This is a genomic window from Xanthomonas hortorum pv. pelargonii, from assembly GCF_024499015.1.
Lineage (GTDB): Bacteria > Pseudomonadota > Gammaproteobacteria > Xanthomonadales > Xanthomonadaceae > Xanthomonas > Xanthomonas hortorum_B.
On sequence record NZ_CP098604.1, the window covers coordinates 2,477,549 to 2,492,506 of the forward strand.

Below are 14,958 nucleotides of genomic sequence, written 5' to 3' on the forward strand. Positions count from 1 at the left end.
AGAGCGAATGATCTGCAGCTTGGTTGCAGGGCCCTTGCCCGCTCACCATCGCGGGACACGCTGCAAGTACGTCCTTGTAAGCTCTTACGCGGCATCCATGCCGCATAAGGTCCCGCGACGGTGAGCGGGCAAGGACCAGTTGAGATGGTCGGTGGGCATGCTTTGAACAAAGCAACCTACAAACTTTCTGGTGCGGTGTCCTTGCCACTTGCGGGCTTATTGCGTGCGCGTCAGCCCGTGGCGATGCAGCAGCTGCCGCAAGCGACGCTGCACGCGCTGCAGATCGGCGTCAGCCGCTTCATCGAGAATGTCTTTGGCCAAGGCATCGAATTGCGGCCAGAACTGGCTGGGGTCGCGTACTCGCTGCGGCCACACCGACAACATCTTGCCCAGGTCGGAGAGCTGGTGATTGGTGTGGGTGCGTGTGCGCATGCTCATGTCGCGTCTCCCGGCCAGTCCAGGGCGACAGCGTGGACCGCACCGTCGTCAATCAGAGTGAAAGCAAGCTCGGCTTGCATCACCCCATCGATCTCCAGCCGGGCTTCGACACCGGGGCGCTGGGTGACGTCGATGACGTAGGTACTGCTGCCGAAGCGATAGCGCAGCTGGTACTCCGGCCAGCTGGCCGGGATGCACGGCACGATGTGCATGCGCTCGCCATGGCGTTGCAGGCCGAGCAGCGATTCGGTCAGCAGCCGGTACATCCAGCCGGCCGCGCCGGTGTACCAGCTCCAGCCGCCGCGGCCGGCGTGCGGCGCCACCGCATAGACATCGGCCGCCAGCACATAGGGTTCGGCCTTGTAGCGCTGCACGCCCGCCGCGTCGCGGGCGTGGTGGATCGGGTTGATCATGCCGGCCAGTTGCCAGGCCCGCGCGCTGTCGCCCAGATGCGCGAAGGCCATCGTCGCCCACACTGCGGCATGCGTGTACTGGCCGCCGTTTTCGCGCACGCCGGGCACATAACCACGGATATAGCCGGGATCGTGTTCGGTGTGATCGAACGGCGGCACCAGCAGCTTGACGATGCCGGTCTCGACATCGACCAGTTGCTGGCGCATCGCCTCCATCGCTTGTGCACTGCGCGCCGGGTCCATCGCACCGGACAACACTGCCCAACTTTGCGATAGCGAATCGATGCGGCATTCGTCCGAATCGCTCGAGCCCAGCGGTGTGCCGTCGTCGAACCAGGCACGCCGGTACCAGCGCCCGTCCCAGGCATGCTGTTCCAGCGCGGTACGCAAGGCGTGTGCATGCGCACGGCAGGTCGCTGCGAATACCGCATCGTCGCGCTGCACGGCGACGTCTGCGAACCGCAGCAGCGTGTTGTAGAGGAAAAAGCCCAGCCACACGCTCTCGCCCTTGCCGTCCTTGCCGACCCGGTTCATGCCGTCGTTCCAGTCGCCGCTGCCGATCAGCGGCAGGCCGCGTTCGCCAAGGCGTGCCATGCCGCGTTGCAATGCGAGCACGCCGTGCGCGTACAGCGACTGCACGTTGCCGGTGATGTGCGGCAGGTCGTAATACGATTCTTCGTCGGGCTTGAGTGCGCGCCCGTCGATAAAGCTCACGCGTTCGTCCAGTACGCTGACATCTGCAGTGACGTCCAGATAGCGGCACAGCGCCTGCGGCAACCACAGAAAATCGTCCGAGCACTGCGTGCGCACACCGCGGTCTTGCGGCGGGTGCCACCAATGCTGCACATCGCCCTGCACGAACTGATGCGCGGCGCAGCGCAGCAGGTGGGCGCGGGTGAGCGCCGGCTGCGCGTGCACCATCGCCATGCTGTCTTGCAGCTGGTCGCGGAAGCCGTACGCGCCACCGGACTGGTAGTAGCCGCTGCGTGCCAGGAAGCGGCAGGCGATGGTCTGGTAGAGCAGCCAGCCATTGGCCAGCAGATCCACTGCCGGGTCGGGCGTGGTCACCTGCACGGTGCCCAGAATCTGCTGCCAGTGCGCGCGCACTGCCAGCAATGCGGTGTGCGCTGCGGCAACGCCACGGCTCTGGCGTGCCAGCGTCAGTGCGCTCTCGCGGTCAACCGCCGCGCCCAGGCGGAACACGGTTTCGAAGCTCTGTTCGGCTGCCAGCGTGACCGGGAGTTGGATCGCCGCGCACGGGTCCAGGCCGGTACCCACGCGCCCGGACAACCGCTGCCGAGTGAGCGCGGCGGGCGCGGCCAGGCTGCCATTGCGCCCGAGAAATTCATTGCGGTCGGCAGTGATGCTGCGGCTGGGTGCATCGGCATCGAAGAACGCCACGCGCCCGTCGAACTCGGTGTTGTACGGGTTGCGCGCGGTCAGCACGCTGCTGCCCAGATCCACCTCGCTCACCACATGCAGCTGCGAGCGCGTGCGGATGTCGCCCAGCACCCATTCCACATACCCGGTGACGCTGAGCCGGCGCGGGCGGCCCGAGAGATTCTTCAGCCGCAGATGGCTGTACTTGATCGGCCGTTCCACATCCACGAACACCCATAGCTCGCTGCCGATGCCGTGTTCGATATGGCTGTAGACGCTGTAGCCGAAGCCGTGGCGCACCGTATAGCGGCCACTGCCGCGGCACGGCAGCGCCATCGGCGACCACACCTGGCCAGTGTCTTCGTCGCGCAGGTAGAACGCTTCGCTGGAGGCATCGCCGACCGGGTCGTTATGCCATGGGGTGAGCCGGAATTCGTGCGCGTTTTCGGCCCAGCTATAGCCGGGGCTGCTGTCGCTGACCACGCTGCCGAACTGCGCATTGGCCATCACGTTGCACCACGGCGCCGGTGTGGCGATGCCTTCGTCCAGGGTGATGCGGTATTCGCGGCCGTCGGCGGCGAAGGCGCCCAGGCCGTTGTCGAACAGCACCGGCTCCTCGGCGGCGGCCTGCAGGGTCTTGTCCAGGTAGGCGGCATGCGTGCTGGCCAATTCATCGGCGCTGTCCGGTTGCCGGATCGGCTCCAGCAACGGCGGGTGCGCACGCGCGCTGGGGTGGCGCTGCAGTTGCGCATCCAGCGTGCCGTTGGCATCGCTCAGAATCGCCCGTGCCACGGTCTGCAGCAGCACGCGGTCTTCCTGCGAGATGTGTTCGATGGCGCGCACGAAGATACCGCCGGGGCGGTCGAGCACATTGGCCTCGGGGTCGGCGGCGATCAGGCCCAGGATGGCGTCCTGCAATTGCTGGCGATAGCCGGCCTGGCTTTCGTTCCAGATCACCAGATCCGCACGCAGGCCTTTCAGGCGCCAGTACGCGTGCGCCTGCACCAGCTGGCGCACCAGGTCCAGATTGTCCGGGTCGGTGATGCGCAACAGCACGATCGGCAGGTCGCCGGAGATGGCATGACTCCACAGCGCCGACTGGCCACGATGGTTGTGCAGCAACACTTCGTTGTCGGCGCGCAGTTGCGGGTCGACGAACAGCACGCGTGCGGCCAACCGCTCGTAGAGCATGGCATCTTCCAGCGAGGCGTTGATCTGCCGGCGGGTGACCTGGCTCTGGGTCAGCGCCAGATCGAACACGCGATCGGCCAGACGGCGGTCGCGGTATTTGTCGATCAAGGCGGTGCAGGCTGCGCGTTGGGTGCCCACGCCGTAGACCATGTCCACCTGCGCCTGTTGATCCGGTGCCAGCGAAATACGGCAGCGAATCGCCACGATCGGGTCCAGCACCGAGCCGGCGGTGCCGGACAAGCTGGCGTGCTCGCGCAAGGCCAGCGGGTTGCGGGTGCTGCGTCCGCGCCCGACGAACGCGGCGCGGTCGGTCTCGTAGGAGATCGTCGCCACATCGGCATCGTGCACCGCCACCAAATGCAGCATCCACGGCTGCGCTTCGTCGTGCCCGCGCGGGCGACGCGTGCACAACAGCGCCTGCTTGTCGGCCAGGATTTCGGTCTGCACGAACAGATTGCTGAAAGCCGGATGCGCCTCGTCGGCCTGCGCCGGCGCCAGCACCACTTCGGCATAAGTGGTGATTTCGATCACGCGCGTCTGCCGCGACCGGTTGCGGATGCGCAACCGGCGCAGCTCCACATCGTCCTCGGCGGAAATGGCGATTTCCAGATGGCTGTCGTAGCGCTGGTGGCTGCCCTTGAACTCGGCCTTGGCGTCGGAAAAGATCGCTTCGTAACGCTCCACCGGCACGCAGGTCGGTTGATGTGTGGCCGACCACACCGCGCCGCTGTCCACATCGCGCAGATAGCAGAACGTGCCCCAGTGGTCGCGGGTGCCGTCTTCGCGCCAACGCGTCACCGCCATGTCGCGTGCGCGGCTGTAGCCGCCACCGGCCGAGGTCAGCATGCCGTGGTAACGCCCGTTGGAGAGCAGTTGCAACGCCGGCTGCGGTAGGTTGGGGTCGCGATGGATGCGCAACGCCATACCCGCCTCGGTGGCCACCGGGCGCTCGGCTGCTTCGACCAGGCCTTTGACGTAGACGCCGGCACGCGGTGCGCGCTCCTGCAACAGCAATAACGTGGCCTGGAATTGCGGGTCGGCGACAAAGCGTCTTTGCATCGGCGCATCGCGCAACACGTGGTCCAGCGCCAGCAGCGCCATGCCCTGGTGATGCGACATGAACGAGCGCACCAGTGCGTGTTGTTCGCCACGCGGCACGCGCGAGGGCGTGTAGTCGATCGCTTCGTACAAACCGAAACGCCCGTCGAATCCCAGCGCCTGCAGCTGCTGCAGATTGCGGCAGGCGGCATCCGGTTCGACCATCAGCGCCATCGCGCTGGCATACGGGGCGATCACCAGATCCTGGCCCAGGCCGCGCTTGAGCCCGAGTCCGGGCACACCGAAGGCGCGGTACTGATAATTGCGCCGCGTATCGACCGTGTTGTAGCCCGATTCGGAGACGCCCCACGGCACCGCGCGTGCAGTGCCATAGCGGATCTGCGCCTGCACCGCGCCGCGCATCGAGCGGCTCAGCAGCGTCTGCGGGTAGCTGGGCATCACCAGATCCGGCATCAGGTATTCGAACATCGAGCCGCTCCACGACAGCAGCGTCGGCTCGGCGCCGGTATCGGTGAGCGTGCGCCCGAGGGCGAACCAGCTCTCCTGCGGTAGCTTGCCCTGGGCGATCGCCACGAAGATGCCCAGCCGTGCCTCGGAAGCGAGCAGATCGTAACGGCCGCTATCCAGACGATGGTCGTCGACGTTGTAGCCGATCGAGAGCAACTGCTGGGCGGGGCTGTAGAGGAAGTCGTAATCCATCTGTGCCAGTTGCCCGGCGATATGCGCAAGCCGTTGCAGCTCCAGCACGCGCTTGGCGGCCCAGGTCTGCACGCTCGGTGCGTGGCTGCCGTTGGCGAGCTGCCGTAGCGTGGCGACTGCATCGCCGGGGGTTTGCGCCGCGTGCGGATCGGTGCTGGCAAGCGCCGCTGCGCAATGGCCCAACTCGGCCAACGCCGCCTTGCAACTGCTCACCAGGCGTTGCGGCCACGGTTGCTCGTCCTCGCCACCGCTCGGCATCGAGGCCAGGATCAACTGGCTCTGCGCCAGCAGCAGGCGCAGCGCTTCATCGGCCTGGTGCAGGGTTGGCGTGGGTTGGTTGCGGATCGCCTGCACGCTGTGCGTCATCGCGCTCAGTGCGGCGGTGGCGGCGTCGCTGCGCGGCTGCGCCTGCAGGGTGAGCACGCTCAGGGTGTCGGCCAGCCCATCGAACACCGCCATCGAGACCGCAGGCGCATCCACCAGCGCCAGCAGCCCTTGCCGCAGCGTCAACAGATGCCCGACCAGGTTGCCGCTGTCGACGGTGGAGACGTAACGCGGCAACAGCGGCACCAGCGTTTCGGTGTCGTACCAGTTGTAGAAATGGCCGCGATAACGCGGCAGCGCTTCCAGCGTGGTCAGCGTATTGGCTACGCGGCTCATCACGCCGGCCACCGTCAGGTAGCCCAGATCGTAGGCCGCCAGATTGGCCAGCAGGCCTAGCCCGATATTGGTCGGCGAGGTGCGGTTGGCCACCACCGTGACCGGGTATTCCTGCACGTTGTCCGGCGGCAGCCAGTGGTGTTGCGCAGTGCAATGGCTTTCGAAAAACGCCCAGGTGCGCCGCGACAATCCGCCGAGGAAATCGCGTTGTTCCTGCGACAACTGCGCCACCGGCGCGGCGGGCTGCTCGCCCAGCCAGGCCATCAGCCACGGCGCGCCCATCCATGCCAGCCCCAGCGGCAGCGCCGTCCACAACGCCAACGGCGCCCACCATGCCACTGCGGCGATTACCAGCGCCGCACTGCAGGCGGCACCGGCCATCAGCTGTTGTTCGGCATTGCCGCTGCGCGCGCTGCGCTCCACTTCGCTGGACGGCGCCCACTGCAGCAGATGGCGCTGGGTGATCGTCATCCGCACCAGCGTGCGGGCGATGGCCGCCAGCTGCAGCCCCGCCTCGAACGGCAGGCAGGCCAGCACCACGCCGGTGCGCAGCAGGTGCTGACGCAGCCCCATCCCGACCTGGCGCGCGTGATGACGCAACCCCAAACCCTCGGGCGGGTGCGCCAGCGCATACACCGCCGAACACAGACCCGGCAGCAGCCACAACACCAGCAGCCATAGTGTCCAGCGTAAGGGAGTGGGCGAGCACAGCCAGCCGATCAGCAACAATGCAAACGCCGCCGGTGCCACCAGGCTGCGGCGCAGGTTGTCCAGCAGCTTGCCGCGTGACAACCACGACAACGGATTGCGCGCGCGCCGGCCACCGCGGTCGGGCACCCACGGCAGCAGCCATGGCAGCAACTGCCAGTCGCCACGCACCCAGCGCGCGCGGCGCTTGGCATCGGTGGCGTAGCGCTGCGGATGGCGCTCGTACAGACGCACGTCGCTGAGCAACCCGGCGCGCACATAGCAGCCTTCCAGCAGGTCATGGCTGAGCACGCGGTTGTCGGGGAAGCGGCCGGCCAGCACCTGCTCGAAGGTGGCCACCGCATAGATGCCCTTGCCGATGAAGGAGCCTTCGCCGAACAGGTCCTGATACACGTCCGACACCACGCGGGTGTACGGGTCGATGCCCGGCTCGATGCCGAACATGCGCGCAAACCGCGATTCGCCGCCCTCGCTCATGCCGGTGCCCAGGCCGGGCTGCAGAATGCCGTAACCGGCCTCGACGATCTGCCCGGCCGCATCCATGCGCGGCACATTCAACGGATGCGACATCGCCCCGACCAGCGCGCGTGCCGCATCGCGCGGCAGGTGGGTGTCGCTATCGAGCGTGATCACATAGCGCACCTGCACCAGCGCGGCGACATCGCCTTGCACCTGCAGGAACTCGTGGGCTGCCTGCAACGGCGCATCGTCCGCGCACAACAGCCGGTTGAGCGCTTCCAGCTTGCCGCGCTTGCGCTCTGCGCCCATCCAGCAGCCTTCGCCCGCGTTCCACTGGCGTGCGCGATGCAGCAGGAAGAAGCGATCGCCGTGCGCATCGGCATAGGCCGCGTTGAGCCGGTCGATGTGCTGCGCCGCATGCGCCACCAATGCCATGTCGCCAGGCAACAGCGCTTGCGCGGCATCGAGAAAATCGGTGAGCAGCGCGAAGTACAGCTGCTCGTCGCGGTTGGCCAGGTAATGCACCTCCAACGCGTCGACCAGCTCGTCGATGGCCTCGGGGCTGGCCAGCATGCTCGGCATCACCACCAGCGTGCGGCAATCGGGTGGAATGCCCAGGCTCAGGTCCATGCGCGGCAACGGATGCGGACGCACCCACAGCGTGGCCACCCAGTTGACCAGGGCGATGCCCAACTCGCTGGCGGCCAGCAGCGCGATGCCGGCGGTGATCCACCACAGCGCCGGTGGCAATGCGCTCACGCCCTGCAGCAATACGCCGCTCCACAGCACGGCGATCACGGCGATCGGCAGCAGGTACACCGGCAGCGCAACGCGTCGCGCGCGTGGGCGCGGTGGTTTCGGTGGTTTCGGTGTGCCGGGTGCGGCTGGGTCGCGCAGCGCGCTCGCAGCAGCGGCAATCCCGTATCCACCAGGTAATAGCCCACGTGGCTGGCCACCGGTGCATCGGAGCCCGGCTGCGCGGCCAGGCGCAGGACGCACTCGGCCACCGCCGGCTCGTCGCGGTCCAGGCGCTGCGCCAGATGCTCCACCACATGCCGGTAGCTATCGCGGGTGTGGAAATCCATGCGTGCGTAGACATCGGCCGGATCCTTGCGCAGGATCTGCTCGACCACGCTCATGGCCTCGACGAAGTCGCGCCAATCCATCTGGTCCAGAAACCGCAGGCTGCCGATGCTGTTGCTGATCGCCACCTGTTCGGCCGCCTGGCGTTGGCTCTCGGCGTGCACCAGGCCTTCCACACTGTGGCCTTCGCTTGCCAGCCACTGCTCCACCCAGGCGCTGGCCATCGACAACACCGGCCCGCGGCCCTGGATGCCGCGCGTCAACTCGGCCACGAACGCGCCGGTGGCCGGCGGCTGCGAGCGCGCCATATCGGCCACCACCACCACCACATCCTTGGGTTGCGCCGCCGCCGTGGCGTTGAGCAACGCGGCCCAATGCGCGGCCAGGCGGGTGTCGCGGCCATCGTGCATGATGTCTTCGGCAATGCGGCGCAGGTTGTCGATCAGCGCCAGCCGCAACATGATCGGTATCGCCCACAGCTCGCCGAGTTTGAGTGGCGCCACCTGTTGATAGGCTGCAATGAAACGGCTCAGCGTGATCGTATCCACGCGCCCGTCGCCATGCGCCACCACTTCCAGGCCCAGCTCGTAGACGCGCGGCAGGCCAACCGAGGTGGACGTGCGCAGACGCGGCAATTGCCGGCTGTAACCGGGCGGAAGATGCTGACGCGCCAGGCGTATCTGTTCTTCGACCAGATAATAGTTGTCCAGCAACCACTCGCCGGCCGGATGCAGGCGCAAGCCATCGGCCGACATTTCGGTCAATCGCGCTGCGGCCGTGCCGAGTGCGCGTTCGTTGAACTTGAGTTGCGACAACAGCAGTTCGCGGGTTGGCCCGGTGTAGAGCACATGCGCCTGTGCCAGGCTGTGCCCCAGCGCCTCCATCTGCTCGTCGCCAAACAAGGCGGCGCCTTCAGGCACTGCATCCCGCACCGACGGATGCTGCAGGGTTGCTGCTGGTTGGGTAATCGACTGCCACCAGAGAGAGAACGCAGAAGCCTTCCGCTGTGGCGGCATGGAGACATAACCTGTGCAGCATAAGAGCCGCTAGAGGCGACGATCATGCGCGCTTGGCCTGTGTGGCATGTGAAGGCAGCAATGCGGACGCGTTGCAGTCGTTCGCTGATCGACGCACGCTGCGCGCCGAGATGGGTGATGGAAGACTGCACGCCCGCGACTACCCAGGCGGTGCAAAAAGCCTGGTATTGGCGACGATGATCGCCGGTTGAAGATGCGGCCAGTGCTGCAGCTGCGATTCGTTTTTCGCGCCGGTGGTTCTGTGGCAACCCCACGCAACACGCTATAAATGCGGCACCCTGCGCGGCTGTTGATTGGATAAAGGGCATGTCGCGGAGCAACGCTCTTTTCGCTTGCAACGTGGGCCACGCATGATTTCGATACGTACGGTTGCGACACGCATGGTCTCGACACGCACGATTTTGATGAGCACGCTCTCGAAGCGCACGACCTCGATGCGCAAAACGGTGCTGTGGTGTCTGGTGGTGTGCCAGCTGATGCTCAACAGCGCAGCGGCGGCCCAACCGACGCACGCCACGCTGACCGTTGCGGGATTGGAGCAGCCGGCGCAGATCCGTGTGGATCGCTGGGGCGTGGCGCACATCTATGCCAGGACCGACAACGATGCGTTTTTCGTGCAGGGCTTCAACGTGGCACGCGACCGCCTGTTTCAGCTGGATCTGCTGCGCCGCAAAGGGCTTGGTCACCTGTCGGCGGCGTTCGGGCCTGCGTATGTGCAGCAGGATCGCGCCGCGCGGCTGTTTCTGTATCGCGGCAGCATGGCCGAGGAGTGGAACAGTTACGGACCCGACGCGCAGCGCGATGTGACGCGCTTCGTTGCCGGCATCAATGCCTACATCGATTGGTTGGGCGCCGATCCACACGCGCTGCCGTATGAATTCCGCACGTTCGCGTATCGCCCGGAAAAATGGGCGCCGGACGATGTGCTGCGCATCCGCACCACCGGCTTGAGCCGTAACATCAAAAGCGAAGTGGCGCGTGCAAAGGTTGCGTGCAAGGCCTCGCTTGCCGTCGACGCAGTGCGCCAAAAATTGCAACCGGCCTGGACAACCCGTGTGCCCGAGGGACTCGATCCTTGTCTGCCCGAGGACGTCTTGAAGGTCTACGAACTGGCGACCCAAAGCCCCAGGCTCAGCGCCGACACGCACGTGGCCGACGCGCAGACAACGCCACTGCGTCCAGGCGAGGACGCCTTTGCCGAAGGCAGCAACAACTGGGTCATCGCACCGCAAAAATCGGCCACCGGCCATGCGGTGCTGGCCGACGACCCGCATCGCGCGTACAGCGTTCCCAGCCTGCGCTACTTCGTGCATCTCAACAGCCCGGGGCTGGACATCATCGGTGCCGGCGAGCCGACTGCACCCGGTATCGCCATCGGCCACAACCAGCGCAGTGCATTCGGGCTGACCATCTTCAACATCGATCAGGAAGACCTGTACGTCTATCGCCTGAATCCGGCCGATAACGCGTCGTATTGGTACAACGGCACGTGGGAGCCGCTGCACACCGAACACGCCTCCATCGCGGTGCGCGATGGCGCAGCGGCCGACGCGCAGCTGCAATTCACCCGCCACGGGCCGGTGATCTACATCGATGCAGACAAGCACATCGCCTATGCGATCCGCTCGGTGTGGAGCCAACCAGGCGCAGCACCTTACCTGGGGTCCTTGCGCTATCTCAGGGCGGGCTCGTTCGAGCAATTCAAGGACGCGCTCGCACATTGGGGCGCGCCGTCGGTGAATCAGGTCTACGCAGACGTCAAGGGCAACATCGGTTGGGCCACTGCCGGCATGACGCCGCGCCGCGTGCAGTCCGACGGCTTGCTGCCGGTGCCTGGCGACGGCCGCGACGAGTGGAACGGTTTCTGGAACGCCAATGTCCTGCCGTCATCGAAGAATCCCGCAGCAGGTTTCATCACCACCTCCAACGAAATGAATCTGCCTGCCGGCTACCCGTATGCGCAGCGCAAGATCGGTTTCGAATGGGCCAACGAGGCGCGGCATGCGCGCATCACCCAGGTGCTGTCGCAGCTGCCAACGGTGAGCGTGCAGGATTCGGAAAAACTGCAGAACGATCAGGTGTCGTTGCTGGCGCAGCGGCTGGTCGCGCTACTCCAGCCGCTGCACGCGCAAGATGCCGCCACCACGGCGGCGCTCGCGTTGCTCAAACCCTGGGACGGCACGGTGAGCGCCACCTCCGCCGCCGCCGCGTTGGAAGAAGTGTGGTTCAGCCGCTATCTCGGCGATGCCTACAAGGCGCTGGTGCTGCGCCCCTCCGAGGCGGCCACCTTCGGCATGCCGGATGCGGCGGTATTGATGGAGGCACTGGAACACCCCGGCGCCGCGTTCGGCCCCGCACCGGCCGCACGCCGCGATCAACTGCTGCTGGAGTCGCTACGCAGCGCCTATCAATCGCTGGTCGAGCTGCACGGGCCGGATCCTGCGCAATGGCCGTGGGGCAAGCTGCATACCAACAAGGTCACGCACGCGATGAGCGCAGCGCTCGGCACCGATCATGCGCTGCTGGACGTGGGCCCGTTCGCCAAGGGCGGCAGCCCGTATACGCCCAATCAATCCAGCTACGACCCCACCACTTTCCGCCAGACCATCGGCCCATCTGCACGGCTGATCATCGACCTGGGCAACTGGGACAACTCGCGCGCCATGAACTACCCCGGCCAATCCGGCGACCCGGCCAGCCTGCACTATCGCGATCTCGCACCGATGTGGCTGCAGGGCCGCTATTTTCCGTTGCTGTACACGCGTGCGGCGGTCGACGCGGCGACCGAGCAGGTCGTGGATCTGGTGCCGGCGCAAGCGCAATAGCGCAGTGCTTGAAGCGCGTATGGCATCGAAGGCGATGCAGATGTGCTGTCGCTTTGTCTTCGGTATGCATCCAATGTACTGTGTGGATTCGATACAGCGCAGCACACGTGCGCTTGATGAAACAAGCACGCACACACTGTGCGAGATAGCAGTACGTTTGATACAGCAGCCACATACGCATCAATTGTGTTCGTTCATTCGATCCGACATGCATGCGTTCAAGAGGCACGAGCTCCTACTACAGTTTCACGAAATCCGTCGTACCAATCCGGTTGGCGATCGATAGGATCTTGGTGGCCGCGGTAATCATTGCTGCTGCTTCCTGTGCTTCAACCTGTGTGGCATGGAAGCTGACCGGCGCGGAACCCTTTGACGTGAAAAGGCCCCAGCACCTGCGCCATCCTGGATTGAACGTGTCCAGGTTTGGAACTAGCGGTTCGATTTCGCGGGCCAGACCAAAATGCACGGCATACCCTATCCCGTGTTGATCAGATTCGGCACGTAGCGAGCGGCTCACCATGCCGATGACTTCCCCTTCACGGTTGAACACCGGCCCACCGCTCATGCCGCTTGGCCAATCGCTTTCTATTTCGAACACCGGCGTTGGGTTTGGCTGGCTAACTCCTTGTGGGTGGATCGCGACGACTCGCCCATACGCGCCGTACATCCCCTCGGTGATCAGCGCCAATTGCCTTTCGACGTCTACCTCGGATAGATCCAGCTCAGGAAAACCAATGGCAAGTACGATATCGCCGACCTTAGGCATCAAGCCTCTTGTCCGGACCGGCAAGGTCTGCGGAAGGCGGGCACCTGGACCTACCGGGGCGGGTTTCATAAGCGCTGCGTCGATGGCTGGCTGCTGAGAAGAAGCGCCGCGCAGGGCGGCCATCGGATCGTCCTTCTCCCTCATTGGCACAACGACTTCTTCCACTGGCACGAAACAATCGTCTGGAACGTGAACTGTGCCAAACACCAGTGCATGCATGCCGAGAAAAAGGATGGGACGGCCAGCGAGATGCTGGTGTACGAAGTCGACGACATGGTGTGCGCTCAGGAAACTCCCAAAGCCATCGACGTGGAAAGCGGTCCCCACACCGTACATTCGACCGTCGACGTGCTGGCAAAGAACGGGCACGATCGCGTTGCGAAGCCCAAAAGGATCTTGGATCTCGAAAGGCGAGAATGGTCCATTATTTCCGGGTGGATAATCAGTCGCGGTATGCGAAGACTTGGTGCGTGCCTCGCAGGTACTTATTGCGAAGGGCTTAAACTCGTACACTAAATATCCTTGCAGATTGAAAGCACCAATGGAGTCGGCGTCGTAAGGATAAAATTCGTGAAATAACGTAGGTGAAAAAACATTGTTAGTCATTGACTACTGCTTCTGGATCTGCGGGCTGAATGATCCGGTGAACCTTATCGTCTCGCCAAGCCCATCTGCGATCTTCAGGCCAAGACAGCGCGGCAAGGAGAAGCCTCTCGGAGAAGGCCCTTATCCTCGTCAGATCTACGCTCATAAGATCGAGGTCTGAAGTGTGTGCGGCATGGAAGAGGTCATGTCTGAACTCCGATGCTCGCTTGAGTCCAGCCGCGAAACCTTCAGCAGTCCATAGATCCGATGTTTTGACCGAATAAACCTCGACGACCCTGTCGATTCTTGATGCGAGCGATGCTCGGCGCAGTTCCGGGAGCTTTTCTTGCATGTGCTTGGCGGTATCTAGAGAAATGGATCCACCTTCTGCGCAGTCGGAAATGGACTTTCGCAGTGCTTTTGGACTTTTCTCCAGGCTGAGGATCCGATTTGCAAGCCGTCTGGATCCTCAGAAACGGCATTGACGATGGTCTCCATAGCAGAAAAAGCCATAAAGTAAGCAGTTTCCAGGAAGCTGACATAGGAGTGCGATAAAAATCCGATTCCTCGATCAAGTGACTTGGACTCAGGATGGTCTTTCAGTGTTTGGACGAGGATCGAGAGGCCGCCATCTCGAAGGTTTGAGGAGTCGATAAGTTCGTTATCATTAGTCCTTTCCCTGCTCTTGTGCCACTTTCGCCTATAAAAAGCGCGTTTGATTGGATTCTCTGATGTTACTTTCCAAAGATACTCAATCTCGTATGCGTCGACCGGTTGCCTGTAACAAAGGGAAAGTGCGCTACAGATCGGGAAAATTTCTTCCAGCAATCGGTCATGCAGTGATCTCAAAGTATCGCCCACTTCAAGCTTGAACTCACCGATCAGGCGGATGCGTTGAATACGATGTACGACCTTGTCACCGAATGCCTTTCCATCCAGATAGTCGTAGGCCTCCATTGCCTCGATTTGGCCGAGGCTTGTCTGCACGAGAATCTGCCCCTCATCTCCATGTAGTGTATTGATGTCGCCGTTACAGTGAAGCTCGATCGAGCCAAAGCCGGAGAGGATCCCGCTCGGTTGTAGTTCAACCGTGAAACTCACCTCTAGAGGCTGATCGTCATCATCACGATCAATGCCAATCTCAATAGCGCCAACCTCAAGCGTCATGCCAGTGATGCTTGATCGCCATCGAGTCAGTCCAAGCAGGTTGATCGAGTCTTCACTCTCGTTTATGGCGTGTAGCTTTACTAGGTTGATGTCGATGGCCCTGGTTGCACGATATGCCTCGGCACGTTCTTCTTCGCCTCCTAGAAACAGGATCTCAACGTCAAGGGAGGTTGGATCATGCTTTTGGTAGCGGATCGAAGCAGCGAAGCGCAGCGGGATGAGTTGATCCGGCTGGAGCGAAAATTGCCGTTGGATATGAACCTTTCCATCTTTACTCATCGTGTTCGTCCGGTAAGTGCTGAATAGAATATTTTCACACCGCAGCTGCATTTTTCACAGCGCGTGAGTCGGTAAGTTGACTCACCTGAGTGCACTTCCATTAGGTAACCCTTACAGTGGCAATGTGCTGGAAGATTCGGTGGAAGGTAGTACTCGGAAACGAATAAAAGCTATCTCAAAAAGATGCGCGGCAGCGCGGGCCCTGCACC

Annotated in this window: 4 protein-coding genes and 1 pseudogene; 1 reads left to right on the top strand and 4 read right to left on the bottom strand. The window is 63.5% G+C overall.

Features of this window, described 5'->3' with window-relative positions; genetic code table 11:
• Positions 1-216: 216 nt before the first annotated feature.
• Both NDY25_RS10860 and NDY25_RS10865 read right to left on the bottom strand, forming a co-directional pair.
• Positions 217-438, bottom strand: a complete 222-nt coding sequence (locus NDY25_RS10860) for a hypothetical protein (protein ID WP_006450685.1) — start codon at positions 436-438, stop codon at positions 217-219.
• Positions 435-9,106: pseudogene (locus NDY25_RS10865) on the bottom strand (glycoside hydrolase family 94 protein). The gene NDY25_RS10860 and the pseudogene NDY25_RS10865 overlap by 4 nt, the downstream one beginning before the upstream one ends.
• A 455-nt stretch (positions 9,107-9,561) precedes the next feature.
• Between NDY25_RS10865 and NDY25_RS10875 the strand changes: the two are divergent.
• Positions 9,562-11,952, top strand: coding sequence for a penicillin acylase family protein (locus NDY25_RS10875; protein WP_425510808.1), 2,391 nt, complete (start codon positions 9,562-9,564; stop codon positions 11,950-11,952).
• Positions 11,953-12,190: 238 nt separating this feature from the next.
• On the opposite strand, the gene NDY25_RS10880 is transcribed toward NDY25_RS10875, so the two are convergent.
• Positions 12,191-13,324 (bottom strand): S1 family peptidase, encoded by a 1,134-nt coding sequence (locus NDY25_RS10880; protein WP_256627935.1) that lies wholly within the window; start codon positions 13,322-13,324, stop codon positions 12,191-12,193.
• 345 nt (positions 13,325-13,669) lie between these two features.
• Positions 13,670-14,749: a hypothetical protein gene (locus tag NDY25_RS10885; protein ID WP_256627936.1), complete on the bottom strand. Its 1,080-nt coding sequence runs from the start codon at positions 14,747-14,749 to the stop codon at positions 13,670-13,672.
• Positions 14,750-14,958 lie beyond the last annotated feature (209 nt).

What these genes read in the sequence shown, in the direction of transcription:
- NDY25_RS10860 (WP_006450685.1), bottom strand. Translation starts at nt 438, where the DNA reads ATGAGCATGCGCACACGCACCCACACCAATCACCAGCTCTCCGACCTG.
- NDY25_RS10885 (WP_256627936.1), bottom strand. Translation starts at nt 14,749, where the DNA reads ATGAGTAAAGATGGAAAGGTTCATATCCAACGGCAATTTTCGCTCCAG.
- NDY25_RS10880 (WP_256627935.1), bottom strand. Translation starts at nt 13,324, where the DNA reads ATGACTAACAATGTTTTTTCACCTACGTTATTTCACGAATTTTATCCT.
- NDY25_RS10875 (WP_425510808.1), top strand. Translation starts at nt 9,562, where the DNA reads ATGCGCAAAACGGTGCTGTGGTGTCTGGTGGTGTGCCAGCTGATGCTC.